Source organism: Caulobacter sp. HMWF025 (assembly GCF_003060965.1).
Classification (GTDB): domain Bacteria; phylum Pseudomonadota; class Alphaproteobacteria; order Caulobacterales; family Caulobacteraceae; genus Caulobacter.
Genome location: NZ_QAII01000176.1, coordinates 10,838 through 34,056 on the forward strand (window position 1 = coordinate 10,838; position 23,219 = coordinate 34,056).

Annotated in this window: 28 protein-coding genes; 10 read left to right on the top strand and 18 right to left on the bottom strand. The window is 66.4% G+C overall.

The features are described 5' to 3' along the window. From DBR10_RS20365 to DBR10_RS18570, 6 genes are all read left to right on the top strand, one after another. A partial coding sequence (locus DBR10_RS20365) for an alanine racemase C-terminal domain-containing protein (protein ID WP_272482617.1) occupies positions 1–277 on the top strand: 277 nt, incomplete at its 5' end. Positions 278–348: 71 nt separating this feature from the next. Further along, complete coding sequence (gene radA, locus DBR10_RS18550; protein WP_108504565.1) at positions 349–1,731, top strand: DNA repair protein RadA; 1,383 nt, start codon at positions 349–351, stop codon at positions 1,729–1,731. Beyond that, positions 1,728–2,345, top strand: a complete 618-nt coding sequence (locus DBR10_RS18555) for a CvpA family protein (protein WP_108504564.1) — start codon at positions 1,728–1,730, stop codon at positions 2,343–2,345. Before radA ends, DBR10_RS18555 begins: the two co-directional genes overlap by 4 nt. Beyond that, positions 2,342–3,841, top strand: a complete 1,500-nt coding sequence (purF, locus tag DBR10_RS18560; RefSeq protein ID WP_108556570.1) for an amidophosphoribosyltransferase — start codon at positions 2,342–2,344, stop codon at positions 3,839–3,841. The genes DBR10_RS18555 and purF overlap by 4 nt, the downstream gene beginning before the upstream one ends. Positions 3,842–3,896: 55 nt before the next feature. Then, positions 3,897–4,874 (top strand): bile acid:sodium symporter family protein, encoded by a 978-nt coding sequence (locus tag DBR10_RS18565; RefSeq protein WP_108490072.1) that lies wholly within the window; start codon positions 3,897–3,899, stop codon positions 4,872–4,874. Positions 4,875–4,952: 78 nt separating this feature from the next. Further along, entirely contained in the window at positions 4,953–5,705 is a 753-nt protein-coding gene (locus tag DBR10_RS18570; RefSeq protein WP_108504563.1) for an SDR family NAD(P)-dependent oxidoreductase, read from the top strand. Between the two features lie 2 nt (positions 5,706–5,707). Here the strand turns inward: DBR10_RS18570 and DBR10_RS18575 are convergent, their stop codons facing one another. From DBR10_RS18575 to DBR10_RS18650, 16 genes are all read right to left on the bottom strand, one after another. After that, positions 5,708–6,646, bottom strand: a complete 939-nt coding sequence (locus DBR10_RS18575) for an MBL fold metallo-hydrolase (protein ID WP_108504562.1) — start codon at positions 6,644–6,646, stop codon at positions 5,708–5,710. Between the two features lie 95 nt (positions 6,647–6,741). Continuing rightward, positions 6,742–8,523: a ribosome biogenesis GTPase Der gene (der, locus tag DBR10_RS18580; RefSeq protein ID WP_108504561.1), complete on the bottom strand. Its 1,782-nt coding sequence runs from the start codon at positions 8,521–8,523 to the stop codon at positions 6,742–6,744. A gap of 120 nt (positions 8,524–8,643) precedes the next feature. Then, positions 8,644–10,071, bottom strand: a complete 1,428-nt coding sequence (locus DBR10_RS18585; protein WP_108504560.1) for a PQQ-like beta-propeller repeat protein — start codon at positions 10,069–10,071, stop codon at positions 8,644–8,646. Then, positions 10,068–10,814, bottom strand: coding sequence for a tetratricopeptide repeat protein (locus DBR10_RS18590; RefSeq protein WP_108504559.1), 747 nt, complete (start codon positions 10,812–10,814; stop codon positions 10,068–10,070). The genes DBR10_RS18585 and DBR10_RS18590 overlap by 4 nt, the downstream gene beginning before the upstream one ends. A 180-nt stretch (positions 10,815–10,994) precedes the next feature. After that, positions 10,995–11,822 carry a 3-methyl-2-oxobutanoate hydroxymethyltransferase gene (gene panB / locus DBR10_RS18595; protein WP_108489947.1) on the bottom strand — a complete coding sequence of 276 codons (828 nt, stop codon included), beginning with the start codon at positions 11,820–11,822 and terminating at the stop codon, positions 10,995–10,997. A gap of 84 nt (positions 11,823–11,906) precedes the next feature. Then, on the bottom strand, positions 11,907–12,287 hold the full coding sequence (locus tag DBR10_RS18600; protein WP_199223494.1) for a hypothetical protein: 381 nt from the start codon (positions 12,285–12,287) through the stop codon (positions 11,907–11,909). After that, positions 12,280–12,852 (bottom strand): RNA polymerase sigma factor, encoded by a 573-nt coding sequence (locus DBR10_RS18605; RefSeq protein WP_108504557.1) that lies wholly within the window; start codon positions 12,850–12,852, stop codon positions 12,280–12,282. The genes DBR10_RS18600 and DBR10_RS18605 overlap by 8 nt, the downstream gene beginning before the upstream one ends. Positions 12,853–12,878: 26 nt before the next feature. Continuing rightward, entirely contained in the window at positions 12,879–13,262 is a 384-nt protein-coding gene (locus DBR10_RS18610) for a DUF6249 domain-containing protein (protein WP_108490575.1), read from the bottom strand. Positions 13,263–13,370: 108 nt separating this feature from the next. Next, positions 13,371–13,661, bottom strand: a complete 291-nt coding sequence (locus tag DBR10_RS18615) for a hypothetical protein (protein WP_108490576.1) — start codon at positions 13,659–13,661, stop codon at positions 13,371–13,373. Beyond that, positions 13,658–14,173 carry an RNA polymerase sigma factor gene (locus tag DBR10_RS18620; protein WP_108504556.1) on the bottom strand — a complete coding sequence of 172 codons (516 nt, stop codon included), beginning with the start codon at positions 14,171–14,173 and terminating at the stop codon, positions 13,658–13,660. The genes DBR10_RS18615 and DBR10_RS18620 overlap by 4 nt, the downstream gene beginning before the upstream one ends. Next, on the bottom strand, positions 14,173–14,595 hold the full coding sequence (locus DBR10_RS18625) for a hypothetical protein (protein ID WP_108504555.1): 423 nt from the start codon (positions 14,593–14,595) through the stop codon (positions 14,173–14,175). The genes DBR10_RS18620 and DBR10_RS18625 overlap by 1 nt, the downstream gene beginning before the upstream one ends. Before the next feature lie 109 nt (positions 14,596–14,704). Then, on the bottom strand, positions 14,705–14,914 hold the full coding sequence (locus tag DBR10_RS18630) for a hypothetical protein (RefSeq protein ID WP_233243488.1): 210 nt from the start codon (positions 14,912–14,914) through the stop codon (positions 14,705–14,707). An 18-nt stretch (positions 14,915–14,932) separates the two neighbouring features. Then, positions 14,933–15,601, bottom strand: coding sequence for an HAD hydrolase-like protein (locus tag DBR10_RS18635; protein ID WP_335582573.1), 669 nt, complete (start codon positions 15,599–15,601; stop codon positions 14,933–14,935). Between the two features lie 119 nt (positions 15,602–15,720). Beyond that, on the bottom strand, positions 15,721–16,077 hold the full coding sequence (locus tag DBR10_RS18640; protein ID WP_108490168.1) for an ArsC family reductase: 357 nt from the start codon (positions 16,075–16,077) through the stop codon (positions 15,721–15,723). 53 nt (positions 16,078–16,130) lie between these two features. Further along, positions 16,131–16,478 (bottom strand): hypothetical protein, encoded by a 348-nt coding sequence (locus DBR10_RS18645; RefSeq protein ID WP_108504552.1) that lies wholly within the window; start codon positions 16,476–16,478, stop codon positions 16,131–16,133. Between the two features lie 127 nt (positions 16,479–16,605). Further along, positions 16,606–17,769 carry an acyl-CoA dehydrogenase family protein gene (locus DBR10_RS18650; protein WP_108504551.1) on the bottom strand — a complete coding sequence of 388 codons (1,164 nt, stop codon included), beginning with the start codon at positions 17,767–17,769 and terminating at the stop codon, positions 16,606–16,608. 124 nt (positions 17,770–17,893) lie between these two features. Here DBR10_RS18650 and DBR10_RS18655 point away from each other — a divergent pair, with 124 nt between their 5' ends. From DBR10_RS18655 to mazG, 4 genes are all read left to right on the top strand, one after another. Next, positions 17,894–18,748 carry a MaoC/PaaZ C-terminal domain-containing protein gene (locus tag DBR10_RS18655; RefSeq protein ID WP_108504550.1) on the top strand — a complete coding sequence of 285 codons (855 nt, stop codon included), beginning with the start codon at positions 17,894–17,896 and terminating at the stop codon, positions 18,746–18,748. Between the two features lie 68 nt (positions 18,749–18,816). Continuing rightward, a complete protein-coding gene (locus DBR10_RS18660; RefSeq protein WP_108504549.1) occupies positions 18,817–19,311 on the top strand; it encodes a hypothetical protein in 495 nt (164 codons plus the stop codon). A 72-nt stretch (positions 19,312–19,383) separates the two neighbouring features. After that, positions 19,384–20,766, top strand: a complete 1,383-nt coding sequence (locus DBR10_RS18665; RefSeq protein ID WP_108504548.1) for an MFS transporter — start codon at positions 19,384–19,386, stop codon at positions 20,764–20,766. Continuing rightward, positions 20,735–21,553, top strand: a complete 819-nt coding sequence (gene mazG / locus DBR10_RS18670) for a nucleoside triphosphate pyrophosphohydrolase (protein ID WP_108504547.1) — start codon at positions 20,735–20,737, stop codon at positions 21,551–21,553. Before DBR10_RS18665 ends, mazG begins: the two co-directional genes overlap by 32 nt. Positions 21,554–21,562: 9 nt before the next feature. Here mazG and hflX read toward each other — a convergent pair whose 3' ends face one another. After that, positions 21,563–22,903, bottom strand: a complete 1,341-nt coding sequence (gene hflX / locus DBR10_RS18675) for a GTPase HflX (protein WP_108504546.1) — start codon at positions 22,901–22,903, stop codon at positions 21,563–21,565. Between the two features lie 11 nt (positions 22,904–22,914). Then, positions 22,915–23,163: an RNA chaperone Hfq gene (gene hfq / locus DBR10_RS18680; protein ID WP_013079113.1), complete on the bottom strand. Its 249-nt coding sequence runs from the start codon at positions 23,161–23,163 to the stop codon at positions 22,915–22,917. Positions 23,164–23,219 lie beyond the last annotated feature (56 nt).

A 23,219-nucleotide genomic window follows, 5' to 3' on the forward strand; every position in this document is an offset into this window, starting at 1 on the left:
CATCGTCGCCGCCGGCTATGCCGACGGCCTGCCGAGGGCCGCCCACCCGCGCGGAGCCATTTGGTTCGACGGCGCGCTTCGGCCCCTGCTCGGTCGCGTGTCCATGGACCTGTTGGCGATCGACATCACCGACTGCGATGCGGCGCGGCCCGGAGCCATGGTCGAGATCATCGGTCCCAACCGGCTGGTCGATGATGCGGCGACGGCGGCCGGCACGACGGCCTATGAACTTCTGACCCGCATCGCGCCGCGAGCCCAACTGCTCGTTCGCCCCTGAACCGACGTCCGTCTTTGGCGCAGGGGTCTGCCACCCTGTAGTCTCCAGCCATCCGAGAATCAGGAGACCCCATGGCCCGAGACGGTGCCGTTTACGCCTGCCAGTCCTGCGGGGCGGTCCAGTCCAAATGGTCGGGCCAGTGCCCGGCCTGCCAGAGCTGGAACACCCTGGTCGAGGAAGTCAGCGCGCGGCCGCCTGGAGCCCTGGCGGCGACCAAGGCGACACGGACCCGGGGCCTGCAGTTCCAGGGCCTTGAAAGCGACACACCCGCCCCGCCCCGCATCGTCACCGGCGTCGACGAATTCGACCGGGTCTGCGGCGGCGGCGTGGTGCCCGGCTCGGCCATCCTCATCGGCGGCGATCCGGGCGTCGGCAAGTCAACCCTGCTGCTGCAGGTCTGCGCCAATGCGGCTTCGCGCGGCGTCTCCTGCGCCTACATCTCCGGCGAGGAAGCCGTCGAACAGATCCGCTCCCGCGCCGACCGCATGGGCCTGGCCAAGTCGCCGGTCAGTCTGGCGGCAGAGACCAGCCTGCGCGACATCCTCGACGGGCTGACGCGCGACAGTTTCGATCTCGTGGTCATCGACTCGATCCAGACCATGTGGAGCGACGCTCACGAGGCCGGCCCCGGCACGGTCACCCAGGTCCGGGCCTGCGCCACCGAACTGGTGCGCCTGGCCAAGAAGAAGGGCGTTGCGATCCTGCTGGTCGGCCACGTCACCAAGGACGGCCAGATCGCCGGCCCGCGCGTGGTCGAACACCTCGTCGATGCCGTGCTCTCGTTCGAGGGCGAGCGCGGCTATCCGTTCCGTATCCTGCGTGGTGCCAAGAACCGTTTTGGAGCCACCGACGAGATCGGGGTCTTCGAGATGGGCGATGTCGGCCTGCGGGAGGTGAAGAATCCCTCGGCCCTGTTCCTCAACGAGGGTGGAGAACGGGCGGCGGGCGCGGCCGTGTTTGCGGGCATCGAGGGCTCGCGGCCGGTTCTCGTCGAATTCCAGGCCCTGGTGGCCCCCTCGGCCTATGGCACGCCGAGACGCGCCGTGGTCGGATGGGATTCCGGTCGGCTGGCCATGGTGCTTGCCGTGCTGGAATCGCGTTGCGGCCTTGGTTTTGGCGACAAGGACGTCTATCTGAACGTCGCTGGCGGCTTGCGCATCACCGAGCCGGCGGCGGATCTCGCAGCTGCGGCGGCCCTGGCCTCCTCGGCGCTCGATATTGCCCTGCCCCAGGACTGCGTCGTGTTCGGCGAGGTCAGCCTGTCGGGCGAGGTACGACCGGTCAGCCGGATGGAGACGCGTTTGAAGGAAGCCGCAAAGCTGGGATTTGGCCGGGCGCTGGGTCCGCTTTCCGGCCTGCCCGAAGGCGGCGGTGCCCTGCCGGTCGCCGGAGTCGCGCGACTGGCCGATGCGGTTCGGCGGATCGGTGACGAGATCTGGGGCCAGCTGACGTGACGCCCTTCGACATCATCGCCGGCCTGCTGCTGCTGGTTTCCGCCTCGGTCGGTTTTGGCCGCGGTGCCTCGCGCGAACTGACCTCGGCCCTGTCGTTCATTTTTGCCGCCGCCATAGCGCTCTTCGGCCTGCGGATCAGCGGCCCGATCTTCCGGGCGCTCATGGATCCGGACTGGGCCGCCACGGCCAGTGCCCTGATCGTGGTCTTCGTGGTCTGCTTCATCCTGCTGCGCCTGATTGCCGGGCACCTCACCAAGGGCCTGCAGGAAGGCGCGCTCGGCCTGCTGGACCGGGCCGTCGGCGCGGGCTTTGGCCTGATGCGCGCCCTGGTGATTCTCGGGGTCTTCAACCTGCTGTTTCACATGGCGACACCGCCGGATCGGGTTCCGGCCTGGGTCGGCAAGTCCGTATTCTATCCGGTGTCCCAGGCCAGCGCCCGGGTCCTGAAGGTCTTTGCTCCCAAGGGTGAGGCCCTGGCCGGTAAACTGGCCCCGGCCATCAAGAATGCCGTCCGTGAGGGCAGCGACAACTCGCCGGACGGCAAACCGTCCGACTCCGGCTATGATCAGAACCAGCGTCAGACTCTCGATGACCTGGTGGAGAAATCGCGATGAGCGTTATCGGCCAATCGACCGATCGATATTCCTCCGCCCCCTGGCGTGACCCCGAAGACGACACCCTGCGCCTAGAATGCGGTGTGTTCGGCGTGTTCGGGGTCCGGGATGCGGCCGCAGTGGCCGCCCTCGGCCTGCACGCCCTGCAGCACCGGGGACAGGAAGCCTGCGGCATCGCCGCCTTCGACGGCCAGCGCTTCCACACCGAGCGCCATATGGGGCATGTCGGCGACGCCTTTACCGGCAATGACCTGGTCGAACGTCTGCCCGGAGCCATGGCCATCGGCCACACCCGCTATTCGACGGCCGGCGGCAGCGGCATCCGCAATGTCCAGCCGATGTTTGCCGACCTCGAGACCGGCGGCGTGGCCATCGCCCACAACGGCAACCTGACCAACTTCCTGTCGCTTCGCGAACGCCTGGTGCAGGAAGGCGCGATCTTCCAGTCCACCAGCGACAGCGAGGTGATCCTCCACCTGATCGCCCGCTCGCGGAAGGCCCGGATCGTCGACCGCTTCATCGACGCCGTGGCCCAGATCGAGGGCGGCTATGCCTTGGTGGCGATCACCAACAAGAAGATGATCGGCGTCCGAGATCCGCTGGGCATCCGGCCGCTGGTGCTGGGCGACCTTGACGGCCAGCCGATCCTGGCCTCGGAAACCTGCGCCCTCGACATGATCGGGGCCCGCTTCGTGCGCGACATCGAGCACGGCGAGATGGTCATCATCTCCGACACCGGCGTGAAGTCGCTGAAGCCGTTCAACGCCCTGGCCGCGCGTCCTTGCGTCTTCGAATATGTCTATTTCGCCCGCCCCGACAGCGTCGTGAACGGCCGATCGGTCTATGACGTCCGCAAGCGCATGGGTCAGCGTCTGGCTATTGAGACCGGCGTCGAGGCCGATGTCGTGGTCCCCGTGCCCGACAGCGGCGTGCCGGCGGCCATCGGCTATGCCCAGCAGAGCGGCCTGCCCTTCGATCTGGGCATCATTCGCAACCACTATGTCGGCCGGACCTTCATCCAGCCCACCCAGGGCGTGCGCGAACTGGGCGTACGCATGAAGCACAGCCCCAACCGCGCCGTGCTGGAAGGCAAGCGGGTCATCCTGATCGACGACTCGATCGTGCGTGGCACCACGTCTTTGAAGATTGTCCGCATGGTCCGCGAGGCCGGCGCTTCCGAGGTGCACCTGCGCTCGGCCAGCCCGCCGATCAAGTGGCCCGACTTCTATGGCATCGACATGCCTGAGCGCGAACAGCTGCTGGCCGCCAACAAGTCGCTGGAAGAAATGGCCCGCTTCCTGGAAGTGGACTCGCTCGGCTTCCTGTCGGTCGACGGCCTCTATCAGGCCCTCGAGGCCGGGCCGCGCGATCCGGTGACGCCGCAGTTCACCGATCACTATTTCACCGGCGACTATCCCACCCGTCTGACCGACCGCGAGATCGCCGAAGGGCGGAACGAGTCCAACGACAAGCAACTGTCGCTGCTCAGCGCATAAGCCCGGCCCGCTCCTCCCCGCGAACGCGGGGAGCCCGGCGGCCTGAACGGACCAGATGAGCCTTTCCAAACTTCTCGCGAGCCTGAAGATCGACGGCTACATCCTGGCCCTGATCGGCATGGTGGTGCTCGCCTCGTTCCTGCCGATCCACGGCCCGGCAGCCGGCGTGCTGGCCATTGTCGTCAAGCTGGCCATCGGACTGCTGTTCTTCCTGCACGGCGCCAAGCTGTCGCGTGAGGCCGTTGTGGCCGGTGTCACCCACTGGCGGCTGCATCTGACCATCCTGGCCTTCACCTTCGCGCTGTTCCCCGTGCTGGGCTTGCTGGCCAGCCGCAGCGGCCTGCTGTCCCCGACCCTGGCGGCGGGCATGGTGTTCCTGGCCTGCCTGCCTTCGACCGTGCAGTCGTCGATTGCCTTCACATCGATGGCCCGGGGCAATGTCGCTGCCGCGGTCTGCGCCGCCTCGGCCTCCAACCTGCTCGGGATCTTCGTGACCCCGGTCCTGGTCAGCCTGCTGATGCACGCCCAGGGCGGAGCCGGAGGCTGGAAGGCCATCCAGGACATCATTGTCCAGCTCCTGCTGCCCTTCGTGGCCGGGCAGCTGGTTCGGCCCCTGATCAGCGGCTGGCTAGACCGCCACAAGCCCCTGATCGGCTATGTCGATCGCGGCTCGATCCTGCTGGTGGTCTATGCGGCCTTCAGCGCGGCCGTCTATGGCGGCCTGTGGAAGCGGGTTTCGCCGCTTGAGCTACTGGCGCTGGTCCTGGTCTGTGGCGTGCTGCTGGTGGTCGTCCTGCTGGCCACAACCTTCGGAGCCCGCAGCCTGGGCTTCTCGAAGGCGGACGAGATCGCCATCGTGTTCTGCGGCTCGAAGAAGAGCCTCGCGACAGGCGTGCCGATGGCCGGCATCCTGTTTCCGAGCGCCACCGCTGGCGTGCTGGTCCTGCCCCTGATGATCTTCCACCAGATCCAGCTGATGGCCTGTTCGGTGATCGCCCAGCACTATGCCAAGCGGACCGGCGACGAGACCTGAACCGACCCACCTCCGCATCACGACGGAAGCCCGCAGCCAGTGGTTCAGTTTCCGCTGCCCATGCCCTAAAAGGCCTGCATGACGACCGACTCTCAAAAACCGCTCGCGGGCCGCCTGGCCCTGGTCACCGGCGCCACGCGCGGAATTGGCGCGGCCCTGGCCCTCGGCCTGGCCGAGGCTGGAGCCCAGGTCATCGCCCTGGGCCGCACCCAGGGCGCGCTGGAAGCGCTGGATGATGCGATCTTCGCCTCGACCGGCGAACACGCGACCCTGGTGCCGCTGGACCTGCGCGAGCCCGAAGGTCTGGACCAGTTGGGCGCAGCCCTGCATGCCCGCTGGGGCAAGCTGGACATCCTGGTCGGAGCGGCCGGTGTCCTCGGAGCCCTGACCCCGGTAGGCCATCTGGACCCCAAGGGCTGGGACATGATCATGGCCACCAACCTGACGGCCAACTGGCGGCTGATCCGGGCCATGGATCCGCTGCTGCGCGCCTCCGACGCCGGTCGGGCCGTGTTCCTGACCAGCAGCGTCGCGACCAGCCACCGGGCCTTCTGGGGCGGCTATGCCGCCTCCAAGGCCGGTCTGGAGGCCATCGTCGACTGCTATGCGGACGAGATGGAGAACACCCCGGTGCGGGCCCTGTGCGTCGACCCCGGGGCCATGCGCACCAAGATGCGCTCAGGGGCCTTCCCGGGCGAGGATCCGATGACGGTCCCCGCGCCCGAGACCCTCGTCCCGTTCATGGTCGACCTGGTCCGGCCTGACCGCGAGCCGCCGCGTGGCGTGGTCCGCTTCAAGGACCGCGGCCAGGAATCGGCCAGCCTCGGCTGAACTCAGAGCTCCAGCAGGTCCCGGCCAACGACGATCTTGCCCGAGAAGTGGGGTCGTACCGCCTCCAGCCAGACCTGATCCTCGATGAAGGGATAGCCCCCGGGGACGAAGTGCGACAGCACCAGCGTTTTCACCCCGGCCTGGGTGGCGATGTTGCCGACCTGTTCGGTGGTCGTATGGCTGGCCAGCAGATGCTCTTTCAGACGTGCCGCATTGGGCTCGGTAGCCAGCAGGGCTTCAAGGGCCGGCAGATACATGACCTCGTGCACGAGGACATCAGCGCCTCTTGCCAGATCCACCAAGGCCTCTGATGGCGCGGTGTCGCCCGAAATGACGATCGAGCGGTCCGGCGTGTCAAACCGATAGGCGAAGGCCGGTTCCACGGGCGGATGACGGACCAGGGCAGCGCGCACCCTGACCCGGCTGTCCTGCATGACCGGTCCCGGGCGACTGATCTCGTGCGGATGGATCAGAGGGGCCAGGGGCGGACGGCCTTCATCGCCGATCCGGGTGCGAATATCGACGGCGTTCAGGGCCAGGGCCTGCCGCGTCATCGCCCTGAGCGGTGGCGGTCCATAGGTATCCACACGGTGCGCAAGATCGGCGGCCCAGGCCAGGAGCAGCAGGTTGCCGTAGTCAGCATTGTGGTCAGAGTGGTGGTGGGTCAGGAAAACGCTGTTGATGGACGACAGCTTCAGCCCCGCCGAGACCAGTTGGCGGGCAACCCCGTCACCACAGTCCACGACATAGGTGACACCGTCGACCACGATGGCCAGGGCCGGAGCCGAACGGTTCTTCTTGGGCGTCGGGCCACCGCCGGTTCCCAGCAGGATGAGCCGGGTGCGGCCGGGTGCAACCGCATCTGCGCTGACAGGTCCAGCCAGCGACAGGGCCGCAATAGCCCCGCCCTGGGCCAGCCATTGACGGCGATCAAGCTCCATGGCGACAGCCCTTTCCCGAACGTGCTCGAGGTTTAAAAACCAGAGCCACGCCAGCAGGTCCAGAAGTCGCCCTCAAACCCGCCCGGAAAGCGGCCCTAGCGGGCCTTGGGCTTGCCCGGGCCCTTGTTGCCGCGCACGATGCCCGAGCCGGCCACGGGCCGCCGTGGGCCGCTCGCAGCCTTGCCGCCGGCCGCCTTGGCCCCGACCTTGTAGCTGGGCGTGGTCGAGACCTTCTTCTGAGCGCGCGGGCCCTGCTTCTTGACCGACTTCACCGCCGCCTTGCCGGGCTCGGACGCCGGAGCCGGGGCTGCTGCTGCGCCTACAGCCGGCATGACCGTCGGGCCCTGCTTCTTGACCGGCTTGACGGCGGCCTTGCCGGGCTCCGGCAACGGCTTGCCGGCCGCGAGAGCCGCGGCAGCTGCGGCCTCGTCGGCCAGGCGCTTGGACTTCTTGACCGTGTTACGCGAGGCGCGGATCCGCTCTTCCTCACGCTCGCGGCGTTCGAACTCGCGCTTGCCCCGACCGCTATGACCCTTGGCCTCGCCGTCGGCATAGGGGTTGGCCCCCGACTTGATCGTGATGCGCAGCGGGACACCGGGCAGATCAAAGCTCTCGCGCAGCGAGTTGATCAGATAGCGCCGGTAGTGATCGGGCATCTGATCGGCGCGGCTGGAGAACAGCACGAAGGTCGGCGGACGGGCCTTGGTCTGGGCCATGTATTTGGGCTTCACGCGCTTGCCGCTGACGGCGGGCGGCGGATGCCGCTGCATGGCCATCTGCAGCCAGTCGTTCAGATCGCGGGTCTTGACCTTGGTCGACCAGTCCTTGTGGATCTTGAGAACAGCCGGCATCAGCTTCTCGACGCCCTTGCCGGTCTCGCCGGACAGGGCCACCACCGGGGCACCGCGCACCTGGGGCAGCATGCGCTCGGCATGTTCGCGGAAGGCGGCGAGTTGTCCGGCCGGGTCTTCAACCAGATCCCACTTGGCCAGGACGAAGACCAGGGCCCGCCCTTCCCGCTCGGTCAGGTCCGCAATCTGCAGGTCCTGGATCTCGAACGGGTGGGTTGCGTCCATCACCAGAACCACGACCTCGGCAAAGGTGATGGCCCGAATGGTGTCCTGGGTAGAGAGCTTTTCGAGCTTCTCCTGGACCTTGGCCTTCTTGCGCAGCCCGGCCGTATCGACCAGGCGAACCTTCTTGTCACCCCAGACCCAGTCCACCGAGATCGAGTCCCGCGTGATGCCGGCCTCGGGTCCCGTCAGGAGGCGCTGCTCGCCGATCAGGCGGTTGACCAGGGTCGACTTGCCGGCATTGGGGCGCCCGACAATGGCCAGCCGGATCGGCTTGTCGTCATCGTCGTCGTCATCGGCATACTGGTCTTCGGGAAACGCAGCGAGCATGGCGGCATAGAGCTCGGCCATGCCCTCGCCGTGCTCGCCGGAGATCGGGATCGGTTCGCCCAGACCCAGCTTGTAGGCCTCGCCGATGCCGGACTGCCCGGCTTTGCCCTCGGCCTTGTTGGCCGCGATGATCACCGGCTTGCCGCGGCGCCGCAGCAGGGTCGCAAAGACCTCGTCGAGCGGCGTAACGCCCTCGCGGGCATCGTAGATGAACAGCGAGACGTCGGCTTCTTCCACCGCCAGTTCGGTCTGGTGGCGCATCCGCGCCTCAAGGCTCTCGTCGGACACGTCCTCGAAGCCGGCGGTATCAATGAGTTCAAGCTCGAGGTCGCCGAGGCGTCCCGAGGCGTAGCGGCGGTCGCGCGTGACCCCCGGCTGGTCATCCACGATGGCCAGCTTCTTTCCGGCGAGGCGGTTGAACAGCGTGGACTTGCCCACATTGGGGCGGCCGACAATGGCGAGTTTCAAAGGCATGGGCTTGCAGTAGTCGATTTTTCCCGTTCCCGCAAAGCAACAGCCCGGGCCGGCTTGCACCGACCCGGGCCTCGGGACCGTTTCAGGGATGTAAGGCGGCTCCGGAGAACCGCCGGGGTTCTAGCGGATCGCCACGACCTGGGCGTCGTCCGTCACGATATAAACCATCGACCCGACAGCGATCGGAGCCAGCAGCACCGGCGAACCGATCTTCAGCTTTTTCACCGTTTCACCGGTTTTCGGGTTCAGCGCGACGGCCTCTCCATCGCTGGACACTGTGATCAGGCGCCCCGAAGCGAGGATCGGGGTCGACCAGAGGCGCGGGTGCTTGGCGTACTTTTTCTTCTGCCCCTTGGTCAGGGCCAGACCCTCGTTGAGATCCCGGATCCAGTAGATCGCGCCCGTTTCACGGGCTGCACAAATCACCTGACCGGACTTGTCGACGACAAAGACCACGTCCCCGGCGGCCCAGGGGCTGGTGATCCCGGTGACAGGAAGGCTCCAGCGCGCCTGGCCGGTCCGCAGATCGGTGGCCGAGAACACGCCCGAATGGCTGACGGCGAACACGTCACCCTTGTAGATCACCGGCCGGCCCGGAATGTCGCGGATCTCTGACAGGGCATTGGTCCGGCTGGCGCGCGACAGGGCCTCGCTCCAGAGATCATTGCCGTTGGTGGTCCGCAGGGCGACCAGTTCGCCCGAAGCAAAGCCGGAAACGACCGTGTCGCCGCTGACCGCCGGGCTCGGCGCCGACAGGATGCGGGCCGGCTCGATCAGGGCCTGGTAGGTCCAGCCCGGCGTTCCCGTCGCGGCGGCATAGGTCAGAAGCTCGTTGTCGGTCGACACCACGAAAACCCGGCCGTCAACGACGGTCGGCGCCGCATGGATCGGGGTGGAGGTCGTCTGGCGCCAGCCTTCAGCCCCGGTGGCCGCATCGAGTTGCGCCACAAACCGGAAACCGGACGAAACATAGAGCTTGTTGTCCGGGCTGAGCGCCAGCCCCCCGCCGAAGCCGAGGCGGTCGTTCTTGACCCCGCCGATGCCGAAGAAGCCACCCTTGCCCGGACCGGCCGAAGGCCGCAGGTCCTTGCGCCAGTCCACCGAGCCGGTTTGCGTGCTCAGGGCAGCCACGGTGGACTCGCCGTCCATGACGTAGATCCGGTCCGCCGTCGCCACCGGCGGTGCCGTGACGTGGAACTTGCGGTTGCCCTTCTGACCGAAACCCTTGCGCCAGGCGATTTCGAAGGCCTTGGCGGCGTCGACATGCTCGACCGACTGCTCGGCATTGCCGCCGGGCAGGCGCCATTCCGTCTGCGGCGCTGGATCGGGCAGGAAGAAATCAGTTCCCTTGAGCGTCTCGGATGTCTCGACCTTCTGATCGAAGGCGATAACCGAGATCCGCTGGCCCTGGGTCGCCGTCGCCTTGTCCTTCTCGGGCTTGTCGAAGGGGTTGAGCTTGGTGATCGTCGAACAACCGGTGATCGCGACCGAGGCCGACATCAGCGCGATCAACGCAACAGAACGCTTGGTGATCATGGAGCGGCTCATTGGGCGCCGTTAGGCGCGAGTTGCGGACCGGTAGGCATGCGGGGGGCCGGCGGCAGGGCGATCGAGGCCTTGACCGCGGCCGGGAGCGCCGTCGAACCGCCGGAGTCGATGACCTGCATCGCCGCCTGGGCGCGCTGGCGGACATCGTCCGAACTATTGTCGAGGAGATTGGCCAGGACCGAGAAGTCCTCGCGCGCGCCCTTGGCATCGCCGGCCTGCAGCTTGGCGAACGCCAGGGCTTCCTTGGCCTTCACCCGATAGGGACTCTTTTCACCCGCCAACGGCGTCAGCCTCGCTTCGATTTCCTTGAAGGGGGCTGTGTCCATGAGCGCGAAGGCGGATTTGAGGCGGGCCAGATCGCCGAGGACCGGATCATCCGCAAGCTTGGCGGCCTCGTCGAAATAGGCCACCGCCTCGGCGGTCTTGCCTTCGTCAAGGCGAATGCCGCCCATGTGCATCAGGGCCAGGGCGCGGTAGCCGTGCGCACCGCCCTTGGCGACGGCCTGCATGGCCGGGAAGCCCTTGGCAACGCCCTCGCGCCCCATGGTCTCCAGGGCAGCCTGGTAGGCTTCTGACGCCTTGTCCGCTTCGCGGGCCTGGTAGGACGTCCAGCCCCAGTAGGCTCCAACGCCGATGACGACCGCAACCGTCGCAGCGCCGATCCACGGCAGCGCCTTCAGCGCGAGGGTCTTGTAACGGTCGGAGCGAAGCTGCTCTTCGACCTCGTCAAACACATCGACCACGAACGAGGCTCCGAAACGGGGCGCGGCGAACGCACCCCTTGCGCGCCGGCGCCGGACAACCGGCGGCGGCACAGGGTTTACAACAGAATGTGGCCAGCAAGGGGCCGCCGGCGCAGGCGGCGAACCTATAGCGTGTCCGGGCCTGCCGCAACGGCTCCAAAAGCCTGAAAACGCCCGACCCTAGCCCTTGCGGGCATAATAGGTCTCGGCCTCACCGGGGAAGGTCCGGGCCTTGACGTCGAGCGCATACTCCCGGGCGGCCCGCTCGATCTCGCCCTTCAGGTCGGCATAGCGGCGGACAAATTTCGGCGTCCAGTCAAACAGGCCCAGCATGTCGTCGGTCACCAGGATCTGGCCGTCGCAGCCTGCCGAGGCCCCAATCCCGATCGTGGGCGGGGCGATCGCGGCCGTGATTTCGCGGGCCAGGCTCTCGGCCACGCCCTCGACCACAACGGCAAACGCTCCGGCATCAGCCGTGCGCCGGGCCTCGTCGAGGATCAGGGCCCGACCGGCCTCGTCCTTGCCCTTGGCCTTGAAGCCGCCGTCGACGAGCACGGCCTGGGGCCGCAGACCGACGTGACCCATGACCGGCACGCCCCGCTTGGTCAGATATTCGATGGTGGCCGGAACCGTCGGACCGCTCTCGACCTTGACCGCCTGGGCCCCGGTTTCCTTCATGATCCGGACGGCATTGGCATAGGCCTCCTCAACGGAGCCCTCATAGGAGCCGAACGGCATGTCGACCACGACCATGGCCTTGCGCGAGCCACGCATCACCGCCTGACCGTGGAGGATCATCATCTCCATCGTGACGCCGACAGTGTTGGGCAGGCCATGCACGACCATGCCGACCGAGTCGCCGACCAGCAGCAGGTCGCAGGCCTCGTCCAGCGCCGCCGCGACAGGCGCGGTATAGGCGGTGAGACAGACAATGGGCACACCGCTCTTGCGGGCGGCGATGTCGGGGGCTGCCAGACGGCGGACCAGGTCTTCACGATGCGAGGACAGAACGGAGCTCCTGAACAGGCCGCCCCAGGGACGACGCGGCGCAGTTGTCTGTCAGAACGCGCCGCGCCGCAACATGAACGATGATCAGAATTCTTCCATGGCCCGGGTCACAGCAAATCCGATGGCCAGCACGGCCAGGCCGGCAGCCAGCCAGAGCGCTTCCCCACTGCCTGGAGTCACCACCAGGTCGTTGAGCCTGTTCAAGGCTGCGCTCAGCTCGGACGACGCATCACGGGCACCGTCTCGCGACAGCACCTGCAGCTCGCTCGAGAAGCGGGTGGCCACGATCTGGACGGCAGCAAACAGCCCTGCGGCCACGCCGGCAGCCCCGATCAGCATGCGACGCAGGGCCCAGCCGCGATCCAGCTTGGCAGAGATCTCCGCATTGAAGAGCTCTGCGTCAGGAAACGACGGTGCGTCGCTGAACAGGCGCACCAGCTGGGCTTCGAAATCGGGTTCAGCCATGAGCTTCCCTCCTCGCGCCTTCCGGCGGTTGGGCCAGTCTGACCCTGAGTTTATCCAAACCACGTTTGACATGGGATTTCACCGTGCCGATCGGGATGTTCAAGGCCTCGGCGACCTCGGCGTGGGACCAGTCGCCCCCGTAGCAGAGCGAAACCGAAAGCCGCTCGCCCCGGGAGAGGCTCTTGAGGGCCTCGTCCAGATCGATGCGATTGGCCGTCCGGGGCTCATTGAGGGCCGCAGGATCGTCGCCGTCCTGGGCTGCATCCGTGAACACCAGTCGCGCCTCTCGCTTGACCCGGCGCAGATAGAGCCTCGCGGCAATCCGCTTGATCCATCCGGCGAAAGCGCCCTCGCCCCGGTACTCTGCCACCTGCTCGAAGCCGGCCAGGAACGCGTCCTGGGCCAGGTCATCGGCCGTGGTCGAGTCCGCGCCCATCCGGCGCAGCAGACCCCGAACCGAGGAGCCATGCCGCCGGACCAGTTCACCATAGGCCCGGCGGTCGCCCGCCGCCGCAAGGGCGGCGAGTTCCACGTCGTGACCCGTCGGTGATCGATCGCTGGTCATGGTTGCCCCTCCCCCGAAAGCCGATCTCAGACCGGCTTGGGCTTGTTCGGGTTGAAGAAGCTGAGGGCGATGAAGGCCAGGCCAATCACGACCGGGATGGCGGCAAAGCCCATCGAGGGGAAGTGGAAGTCGTGCTTGTCGAAGCTGACGAAGAAGCCGAACAGCCCGATGCCGATGCCGACCGCCAGCCAGATCACACCCGCGCGCATGTCGCTCAGCGAGGTAGGCGGAACCTTGACGCTGCGGGTCAGGGCTTCGATGACTTCAGCCGGGACCGGCTGACCCTTGTCGATCGCGGCGCGCAGAGTCGCCTGCATTTCGAGACGTTCGCGGCTCTTCAGCCAGATCGGCACGATAACGATCGCGCCGATGACAAAGAACATGATGATCGGGATCCAGACCTCATCCATGACGAAACTCCTTTTGGTGGGCGCGCCCCCGTGAGCGCCGCCTTCTGATGATAAGAGGCATCGGGGATGGCGTTTGGAGGCGCCTGCCGGGATGAAACTTTCGTAAGGCTAGGCCTGGTCCACCGGTCGGCCGACCAGCATGGCTGTTGCAAGGACCAGAGCCAGGATTCCGCCGACTGGAACCAGGGCCGGGGCCAGGGCCGCCACCGCCAGATCCAGGACCGGCGCGCAGGCCCACAGCACGGCGCTTGCCGCCAGGGCCGCAGCGCCTGCGGTCAACAGTCTGTCGACCAGCACCCTGCGCTCAACAGCCTCCATGACTTCGGCGACGAACAGGTCGCCCGACGGCGACGCCGGGGCTTCGGACAGAAAGGCGGCCAAACGATCATCGGTTGTCATGACGCTTCTCCCAGGACCGACAGCAGTCTCTCACGACCGCGCGTGACATGCGACTTCACAGTTCCCAGAGGCAGGTCCAGCACCTGGGAGACTTCGGCGTGCGACCAGCCCTGGCCCAGACAGAGGGTCACACAGGCCCGCTGGTCCTCCGGCAGGGTCAGCAGGGCTGCCTCGAGGGCCATGCGGTCCTCGGCCCCGACCGATCCCACAGCCTCCTGGGCCTCAAGCTCGCGCCAGGCCTCGTCCCGCTGCGACGACCGCCGGGCCGCCCGCCGCTGGTCCAGCGCCTTGCGCCAGGCGATGCCATAGAGCCAGGCCCGAAAGCCTTCGTCGGCCCGCAGCCGCCCCAGACTCGTCCAGGCCGCCACGAAGGCCTCCTGGGCGATGTCATCGGCATCCGTCCAGCCGCTCTTGCGCAGAAAGCCCCTGAGAGGCTTTTCGTGCAGGGCGACCAGCCGGGCGAACGCCGCCTGGGACCCACCACGCGCCGCCCTGACGAGCGGCGCCTCCATCAGATTTTCGGCCCACGGCCGACCAGCAGCGACACCAGTGAGGCGAGCCCGAGGGCCCCCATCACGAAGGCGACGATCGTGAAGGCCTCACCGGCTCCGTAGAGATCGGTCACGGCCGCATAGGTAAAGCCGGCGCAGAGCGCGCCAAACAGGACGGCACGATAGACGGGGTGCTCCTCGCGATAGCGGCGGCGATACCGGCGCGGAACGCGGCCCGAGCTGTCTTCGTCCTCTTCATTCCAGCGCTTGTTGAGCCGGGCCACCAGTTCCGGCGGCGGCTCCCGACCACTCGCCGCATAGGACTTCAGCAGGTCGAGCGTATCGCGATTGGCCCGGTAGGAGAGCCAGCTTTGAAAACCACCGAACACGAACCAGCTCAGTGGAAAGATCAGCCACCAGTACGAACGAAACAGGTCTTCCATGACATTGCCCCCTCAAAGGCCAGCGCGAGCAGTGCGCGCTCTGGGTGTTAGTCGCCGCCGGAGCATCGACTGGATGCAGGCCGCGAGAAGAAATGCAGACGGTGATCGATCAGGCGCGGTTCAGGCGCGCCATCAGTTCGGGCGGTGCCTCGCGCCCATGGCGGACATAGGTCTGGACAAGGTCCAGGGTGTCGCGACGGACCTTGTGCGACAGCCAGGCGCGCAAACCGGCCATGGCGAACCAGCTCAGCGGGAAAGCCAACCACCAGAAATCGCGGAACAGCGCCAGCATCGTCTTGTCTCCAGTGCGGTGCCCCATGGCCCCGTCTTCTGAAGGTTAGACGCCGCCGACCGGCGCGGTGGATGCAGTGAGATGCGAAATAATTTCGGCCGGTGATTCAAATACGATGGTCGGGCCGTGCTCGACCAGGATCGAGCGCTTGGCCGCGCCCCAGGTCACGGCACCGCTGGCCAGTCCAATGACCCGCGCCGCTTCAATGTCGCGGGTTTCATCGCCGATGCAGATGACCCGGTCCCGGGACGGGAGACCGGACGTCACCTTGCGGAACTTGCGGGCCTTGCCAAACAGCGACGCCCCGCAGGAGAACTGCTCGATCAGCCCCGACAGATCCGGGCCGAGGACCGCCCGAATGGTCTTCTCGCTGTTGGAGCTGACAACCGCCAACCGCAGGCCGGCTGCATGCAAGGCCTGCAGCATACCGGGTGTTTCGGGGAACAGCGGGATCGAAGCCGTGTCAGCCTGCATCAGCTTTTTACCGTGGGCTGCGATCATCGGCAGCTTCCAGGGCGAAATACCCAGATAGCGGATCACTTCCCGCGTGCTACGGCCCCGCAGCATATCGATCTCTTCGTCGGTGACCGTCTTGAACCCGAACCGGCGCGCCATCGGATTGATGGCACCGATCATCCAGGCGGCGCTGTCGGCCAGCGTGCCGTCGAAGTCAAAGATGACCATGTCGTACGACGGGACGGGATGGGCTCCCACGCGATGTTTCCTGCGCTCTTTGGTCTGAACTGGCCGGGCGTCGGCGGAATTAGCCCAACCTTACCCTGTTTGTCGCGCGAAACCGGGAGGCCGCGCAAATTGAAGACGGTGACCGGGCTTCAAGCCCCCGTCCCGAACATCCCGGCATAGGCTTCGGGCTTGAACCCCGCCAGCAGCCGTCCACCCGAATCGAGCAGCGGCCGTTTGATCATGGAGGGTTGATCCAGCATGAGGTTCACGGCCCGCGCTGCGTCGAGATCAAGCTTTTCAGCGTCAGGCAACTTGCGGAACGTGGTGCCGGCGCGGTTCAGAACGACCTCCCAACCCAGCTCGCCGACCCAGGCCTCCAGGCGGCTCCGGTCAATTCCGGCCACCTTGTAGTCATGAAAGGCGTAAGTGATCCCGTGACCGTCAAGCCAGTCACGGGCCTTCTTCATCGTGTCGCAGGCCTTGATGCCATAGATCGTCACGGCCAATGCGATGCCCTCCTGGAACAAACCCGACGGCGTGCGCGAGGCACGCCCCCGGCTCAGGCCATCTCAGACTGGGCGAGCTGATTGCGCAGACGTTCGGCAACCGCCCCCAGGGTGATCGCCGAGAGGGCGTCATCCACGGTCATGCGATCCTCGGTCGGGGCGATCAGGGCAATACGATGGGTGAAGTCGGTGATCGCCGTGATGTGCTGGGCCAGCAGGTCAACCGTATGCAGCTCCTGCATCACCCGGGCCTGCCCCTCGGGCGGGGTTGCCGCCAGGATCTGACCCAGGGCGTTGTCCAGCTCGCCGCAAGCCTGGGCGGCAATGGCCATCTCGGACGAAACTGCCGCCAAGATCGCTGCTACGCTCGAACCCGCACCGGTGTCCTGTGTCGCACTCATGTCGCTTCCCCGATTTTGGAACGAGGGTCGACGCCCAAGCCCCTGCGGCCCCACTCTTCAGGGCCACGCGAGCGTGCATGGTGGAGTGATCCGCCCCTCTCCTGCAAGCACTCTGACGTAACGACCGCTAGAAGGACTTCGGCAAACCCAGAACATGGGTCGCGACATGGCTCAAAATGAGGTTCGTCGAGATCGGGGCCACCTGATAGAGGCGGGTCTCCCTGAACTTCCGCTCGACATCATAGGCCTCGGCAAAGCCAAAGCCCCCGTGGACCTGCAGACAGACATCAGCGGCCGCCCAGGACGCCTCAGAGGCCAGCATCTTGCCCATATTGGCTTCTGAACCGCAGGCCTGGCCGTCGTCGAACAGCGCCGCCGCGCGTTGCACCATCAGTTCAGCCGCCGCGACCTGGACGTGGGCCCGGGCGATGGGGAACTGGACGCCCTGATTCTGTCCGATCGGCCGCCCGAAGACCTCACGATCCCGCGCATAGGCGCTGGCCCGATCGACAAAGAACTTGCCGTCACCGATGCATTCCGCTGCGATCAGGATCCGCTCGGCGTTCATCCCGTCAAGAATGTAGCGGAAGCCGCTGCCTTCATTGCCGATCAGGTTGGCGACCGGAACCCTGAGATCCTCGAAGAACAGCTCGGTCGTGGCGTGATTGAGCATGGTCCGCACTGGCCGGATGGTCAGCCCCCGACCGACGGCCTCGCGCAGGTCGACCAGCAGCACGCTCATCCCGTCGCTCGGCTTGGCGACCTGGTCGCGGGGAGCCGTCCGGACCAGCAGGATCATCAGATCCGAATGCTCGGCCCGCGAGATCCACAGCTTCTGGCCATTGACCACATAGTGATCGCCGTCACGACGGGCCGAGGTGGAGATACGGGTTGTGTCGGTTCCCGCCCCCGGCTCGGTGACCCCGAACGCCTGCAGGCGCAACTCACCCGACGCGATCCGCGGCAGATAGGCCGATTTCTGGGCCTCGCTCCCATGCTTCAGGAGCGTGCCCATGGTGTACATCTGGGCGTGGCTGGCCCCGCCGTTGCAGCCGGAGCGATGCACTTCCTCAAGAATGGCTGTCGCCGCCCCGAGACCGAGACCCGAGCCGCCATAGGCCTCCGGGATCAGGACCGACAGAAAGCCGCTTTCGGTCAGAGCCCCGACAAATTCCGTCGGATAGATCCGGTCGCGATCAAGGGCCTGCCAGTAGGGCCCGGGAAAGTGGGCACACAGCTTGCGCACCGAGTCGCGGATTTCAGGGAAGCTCTGATCCGGTGCGGTGGCCATGGGGACTCCTTTTCACCTTATCCTAGCCGCCCTTCCCCAAGGGACTCCAAGCCTCTTGCGACAGGGGTTCTCCTGAAGCGCGACAGGCTGGACGCCGCGGCCGCTTTCCAGTCGAATAGGCCGCATGTCCCAGGCCAGCCCAAGCGCCATCTCCGCCGAACAGATCGCCGACTGGCGCGGCGCGATCGGGCGGACCTCTGTTTTGCAGCAGACCCTTGATGAGGCCAGCCTGCGTCGCTTCGCCGTCGCGGTCGGTGCCGACACGGATGTCGAAAAACGCCCGCCGCCCCTCGCTCACTGGGCCTGGTTCCTGGACGCAGCCGAAGCCTCCCGGCTCGGCCCGGACGGTCATCCCCAGAGGGGGGACGGGCTACTGCCGCCGATCACCCTGCCCCGCCGGATGTTCGCCGCCGCAAAACTCCGCTTCAACACGCCGCTCATCCTTGGCGAGCCCGCGGACCTCACCCTGACCGTTGCCGACCTCACGCTCAGACAGGGCAAAACCGGCGATCTGGTGTTCGTGGAGCTCGATCGCGTCCTGACCCAGCGTGGCGAGGTGCGGGTCATCGAGCGCCAGACGATTGTCTACCGCGGCCAGGGCGAGCCCCTGCCTCCCGTCGCAGAGGCACCGACCCTCGATCAGGACACGGGAAACCTCTGGACTCCGACCACCGTCGAGCTCTTCAGGTTTTCGGCGGCGACCTTCAATGCCCACAGGATCCACTACGACCAGCCCTATGCCCGCGCGGTCGAAGGCTATCCCGATCTCGTCGTGCATGGTCCACTGACGGCCGCCCGTCTGGCGGGCCTGGCTGTACGCCGCGCCGGCGGTGCCCCCCTCAAGACCTTCCAGTTTCGCGCCGTCGCGCCGCTCTTCGTCAATCAGCCTGTCCGGCTGTCTGCGGGAGACCCGTCGGGAGGCCTGGCGGCCACGCGCTGCGATGGTGCGATAGCCATGTCAGCCGAGGCTACGATCTGACGGGCTGGCAATTTGCCCGGTCTCACCCCACACTCTCTTCAACGAGATTGCCAACGGGAGGCCGGGTCATGAAAACCGTCGTGTTGATGTCCGCACTGATGCTGGCCGCAGGCGGTCCGGCAGCGGCGCAAAGCGCACCGCCGATCGCCCGGGTCACCGTCGAGATCAGCCCGGACCTCGCCCGTAACACCGACACCCTTGATGCACGCGAGTTTGACTATCTGAAGCGGGAGCTGACTCGTGTGGTCGAAAAGAAGCTCAAGGCGAAGGGGGCCATGCCTGTCGAAGGCGGTACGCTGGCCCTCGTCATCGAGGACGCCACGCCCAACCGCCCCACCCAGAGGCAGATGAGCCTGAAACCCGGCCTGTCCTATTCCAGCTTCGGGGTCGGGGGCGCGCGCATCAGTGGCGAGTATCGCGACCCGTCCGGCGCGACCACTCCGATCCGTTATGGCTGGTATGAGACCGATATCCGGCGCACGCCGGACTATGGCACCTGGACTGATGCAGACCGCGCGTTCGGGCGACTGGCCGACAAGGTTGCCAAAGGCGAGCTGAACTGAACCGGCTCAAGCCGGCAGAAGACGCGCAGACTTAAAGGCGGGATCCAACTCGCCGTGGGGAGAGAAAAACGCATGACCGAGAAACGGTCGTCCTGGTCCTTGGCCGCCTTCGCCGCGCCATGTCTGCCCCTGTCGGCTCTGGGCCTGCCCCTGGTGGTCTATCTGCCCGAATACTATACGAGCGAGCTGGGTCTCTCCCTGACCGTGGTCGGCTCAGCCTTCCTGCTGGTACGGCTGATCGACATCATCTTTGATCCGCTGATCGGTGGCGTCATGGACCGGACCCGGACCCGTTGGGGCCGGTTCCGGCCGTGGATGGTTGGCGGGGCACCGCTGGTCGCCGCCGGAGCCTATTTCCTGTTCATGGCCCAACCCGGCATGAGTGCCGGATATCTGTGGCTCTGGCTGATCGTCGTCTATGCCGGCTACTCGATGATGAGCCTGTCGCACACGGCCTGGGCAGCGGTCCTGTCCAGCGACTATCAGCAACGCTCGCGGGTCTACGGCTGGTGGCAGGCCGGCAATGTCATCGGCATGATCCTCGTGCTGACCCTGCCGCCGATCATGTCCATTGTCTTCAAGGGGGACCACGGGGCCGGAATCCGCGCCATGGGCTGGTTCATCGTGGCTCTGATCCCGCTGACCGTCCTGCTGGCGACCCGCGCCGTCGGGGAGACGAGCGCGCCCCTGCAACGCCACAAGTCCGGTGTCGTGGAGTATCTCGCCCTCCTGAAGCGCGTTTCGGTCAGGAAGCTGCTGATTGCCGATCTGCTGATGGGCCTGGCCCCGGGCATCGCCGGCGCGCTGTTTTTCTTCTTCTTCGAGCGCATCAAGGGCTTCGACAAGACCGAGGCCGGAATCCTGCTGCTGGTCTATTTCGTGGCCGCCCTCGCCGGGGCCCCGCTCTGGCCCGTCCTGGCCCGTCGGATCGGCAAGCACAAGGCACTGGCCGTGGCCTCGGTCATCTATGCCGTCGTGCAGGTCCTCGCCGTCCTGACCCCGGCCGAGAACACGGTGCTGGGGATGCTGATCCTGATCCTGGCCGGCCTGCCCTACTCCGCAGCCCCGCTGCTGGTCCGCGCCATGATGGCCGACATCAGCGACGAGGAGCGCCTGATCACCGGGGCCGATCGAACAGGCCTGCTCTATGCCCTGGTCAGTGGCACAGCAAAGCTCGGCCATGCCATGGCCATCGGTGCCTTTCCGGTTCTGGCCCTTTTGGGTTTCGATCCCAAGCTGCCGACCGCGACCGGTGAAACGGCGCTGATTGCGCTCTATGCCGTCGTTCCGGCGGCGCTGGGCCTTGTGGTGGCTGCCGTCATGCTGCGGTATCCGCTGGACGCCACCCGAGTCGCCGAGATCCAGCGGCAGCTCGCGGAGCGTCAGCCAGAGCCGCAGCCGCCTGCCCCGGAACCCGATCCGAATGTCGCCCTCCTCACCCCTGCCGACCGATGATGCCTCGCCGCTGGCCCGCCTGATCGAGATCATGGCGCGGCTCCGTGACCCCGCCGGCGGCTGCCCCTGGGATCAGGCCCAGACCTTCGCGACGATCGCGCCCTATACGGTCGAGGAAGCCTATGAGGTCGCCGATGCGATCGAGCGCGGCGATCTGGGGGACCTGAAGGAAGAACTCGGCGATCTGCTGTTGCAGGTCGTGTTCCATTCGCGGATGGCCGAGGAACAAGGGGTCTTCGACTTCAGCGATGTCGCGGCGACGATTTCCGACAAGATGATCCGCCGCCACCCGCACGTCTTCGGGGATCACAGCTACGACGACCAGGCCGCCCAGACGGCCGGCTGGGAGGCGCTGAAGGCCGAGGAACGCAAGGCCAAGGCCAAGGGCGGCGTCCTCGACGACGTGCCGGCGGGCCTGCCGGCCCTGACCCGCGCCGTGAAACTGACCAAGCGCGCGGCCCGGGTCGGGTTCGACTGGCCCTCGACCCGCGAAGTGCTCGACAAGCTGCGCGAGGAAATCGCCGAGCTGGAGGTCGAGATCGAGGCCGGCGACAGGGCCAAGGCGCGGGAAGAGCTGGGCGACCTGCTGTTCGTCTGCGCCAACCTGGCCCGCAAGCTCGATGTCGAGCCCGAGGACGCGCTCCGGGCGACCAACGCCAAGTTCAGCCGCCGCTTTGCCTTTATCGAAACGGCGCTCGCCGCCGACGGACGCACGCCGGACCAGTCGGATCTCGCGGAAATGGACGCGCTCTGGAATGACGCCAAGGCCGCCGAGAAGGCCTCCTAGCCGAAAGCCCTATTCCGCTGCGACCATGATGAAGGCGTCCGGGAACTGACGCTCGAAGCGGCCAAGGGCCTGGGGATCGAGCCGCGCCACCAGCACCACGCCGCCCTCGTCCTGGTCCTCGCGGCTCAGAACCCGGCCGTTGCGGTAGATCCAGGCCAGGGCCTCGCCGTCACCGGGTCCCAAGCGCACCGCGACCGGCGGGGCATCGTCAATCAGCGCCGCAATGCGCTTGAGCAGGGCCTCACAGCCCTCGCCTGTGACGGCCGACACCGGGGACGCCTCAACACGACGGGCACTGCCGGCGACTTCCTCGCGATCCTCATCTGGAACGAGGTCAAACTTGTTCCAGACCTCAACGACGGTCTTGCCTTCGTCGAAGGTGACGCCGAGCTCGGCCAGGACGGTTTCGACGTCCCGAGCCTGGGCCTGGCTGTCGGGATTGGCGATATCCCGCACGTGCAGGACGACGTCAGCTTCCTGAACCTCTTCCAGCGTCGCCCGGAAGGCCTCGACCAGTTCGTGGGGCAGGTCGGAAATGAAACCGACGGTATCTGACAGGATGGCGGGCCGTCCGTCCGGCAGCTTGACCGTCCGCAGGGTCGGATCAAGCGTCGCAAACAGCATGTCCTTTGACAGGACATCGGCATCGGTAAGCAGGTTGAACAGGGTCGACTTGCCGGCATTGGTGTAACCGACAAGTGCCACGGTCGGATAAGGCACCTTCTTGCGGGCCTTGCGATGCAGGGTGCGCGTACGGCGAACCTCATCGAGCTCCCGCTTCAGCTTCAGAATGTGGTCGGCGATCAGACGGCGGTCGAGCTCGATCTGGGTTTCACCGGGGCCGCCCGTGTTACCGGTGCCGCCACGCTGACGCTCGAGGTGGGTCCAGGTCCGGACCAGCCGGGAGCGTTCATAGTCGAGCCGTGCCAGCTCGACCTGCAGCTTGCCCTCACGGGTCCGGGCGCGCCGGGCGAAGATCTCGAGGATCAGTCCGGTCCGGTCCACGACCTTGACGTTGAGGCCCTTTTCCAGATTGCGCTGCTGGACGGGCGTCAACTGATCATCAAAGACCGCGACGTCGATCTTCTCGACCTCGCAGATCGCGGCAAATTCCTGGATCTTGCCCTTGCCGAACAGGGTGGCGGGCGTGACCACGCGCAGGGGCGCGATCATGGTCTCGACAACGTCGAGGTCCAGGGCAATCGCCAGACCGACCGCTTCCTCGAGACGTGACTTGGGGTCACGCGCCAGGGCGGCGGCCGGGCCGCGCAGAGGCCGCACCGGATGGATGACAAACGCCTTCAGAACCGGCGCGGCGTGATCTACGGACTTGGAGGAAGATTTGGACAAGCGTCTCTAATTCAATCGTCGGAATCGGCGCTCGGCTCATACAGCTGGACAGGCTGCGCCGGCATGATGGTCGAGATGGCGTGCTTATAGACCAGTTGCGACTGGCCGTCGCGGCGCAGCAGCACGCAGAAATTGTCAAACCAGCTCACGACTCCCTGCAGCTTGACGCCATTGACGAGGAAGATGGTGAGCGGCGTCTTGGACTTGCGCACGCTGTTCAGGAAGGTGTCCTGCAGGTTCTGTTTCTTTTCGGCAGACATGGGGGTTCCCCTCTTATTGTTTCGGGGGGCAAAGCACCCCCCACACAAACAAGCTC

Bases quoted from the DNA above. Each gene is read 5' to 3' on its own strand.
- DBR10_RS18570 (WP_108504563.1), top strand. From the start codon at position 4,953: ATGACGACCGACTCTCAAAAACCGCTCGCGGGCCGCCTGGCCCTGGTC.
- DBR10_RS18610 (WP_108490575.1), bottom strand. From the start codon at position 13,262: ATGGATGAGGTCTGGATCCCGATCATCATGTTCTTTGTCATCGGCGCG.
- hfq (WP_013079113.1), bottom strand. From the start codon at position 23,163: ATGTCTGCCGAAAAGAAACAGAACCTGCAGGACACCTTCCTGAACAGC.
- DBR10_RS18625 (WP_108504555.1), bottom strand. From the start codon at position 14,595: ATGGAAGACCTGTTTCGTTCGTACTGGTGGCTGATCTTTCCACTGAGC.
- DBR10_RS18660 (WP_108504549.1), top strand. From the start codon at position 18,817: ATGAAAACCGTCGTGTTGATGTCCGCACTGATGCTGGCCGCAGGCGGT.
- DBR10_RS18650 (WP_108504551.1), bottom strand. From the start codon at position 17,769: ATGGCCACCGCACCGGATCAGAGCTTCCCTGAAATCCGCGACTCGGTG.
- mazG (WP_108504547.1), top strand. From the start codon at position 20,735: ATGTCGCCCTCCTCACCCCTGCCGACCGATGATGCCTCGCCGCTGGCC.
- DBR10_RS18600 (WP_199223494.1), bottom strand. From the start codon at position 12,287: ATGGCTGAACCCGATTTCGAAGCCCAGCTGGTGCGCCTGTTCAGCGAC.
- DBR10_RS18585 (WP_108504560.1), bottom strand. From the start codon at position 10,071: ATGAGCCGCTCCATGATCACCAAGCGTTCTGTTGCGTTGATCGCGCTG.
- DBR10_RS18605 (WP_108504557.1), bottom strand. From the start codon at position 12,852: ATGACCAGCGATCGATCACCGACGGGTCACGACGTGGAACTCGCCGCC.
- DBR10_RS18645 (WP_108504552.1), bottom strand. From the start codon at position 16,478: ATGAGTGCGACACAGGACACCGGTGCGGGTTCGAGCGTAGCAGCGATC.
- DBR10_RS18620 (WP_108504556.1), bottom strand. From the start codon at position 14,173: ATGGAGGCGCCGCTCGTCAGGGCGGCGCGTGGTGGGTCCCAGGCGGCG.
- DBR10_RS18575 (WP_108504562.1), bottom strand. From the start codon at position 6,646: ATGGAGCTTGATCGCCGTCAATGGCTGGCCCAGGGCGGGGCTATTGCG.
- purF (WP_108556570.1), top strand. From the start codon at position 2,342: ATGAGCGTTATCGGCCAATCGACCGATCGATATTCCTCCGCCCCCTGG.
- radA (WP_108504565.1), top strand. From the start codon at position 349: ATGGCCCGAGACGGTGCCGTTTACGCCTGCCAGTCCTGCGGGGCGGTC.
- der (WP_108504561.1), bottom strand. From the start codon at position 8,523: ATGCCTTTGAAACTCGCCATTGTCGGCCGCCCCAATGTGGGCAAGTCC.
- DBR10_RS18630 (WP_233243488.1), bottom strand. From the start codon at position 14,914: ATGGGGCACCGCACTGGAGACAAGACGATGCTGGCGCTGTTCCGCGAT.
- DBR10_RS18565 (WP_108490072.1), top strand. From the start codon at position 3,897: ATGAGCCTTTCCAAACTTCTCGCGAGCCTGAAGATCGACGGCTACATC.
- DBR10_RS18615 (WP_108490576.1), bottom strand. From the start codon at position 13,661: ATGACAACCGATGATCGTTTGGCCGCCTTTCTGTCCGAAGCCCCGGCG.
- DBR10_RS18655 (WP_108504550.1), top strand. From the start codon at position 17,894: ATGTCCCAGGCCAGCCCAAGCGCCATCTCCGCCGAACAGATCGCCGAC.
- DBR10_RS18665 (WP_108504548.1), top strand. From the start codon at position 19,384: ATGACCGAGAAACGGTCGTCCTGGTCCTTGGCCGCCTTCGCCGCGCCA.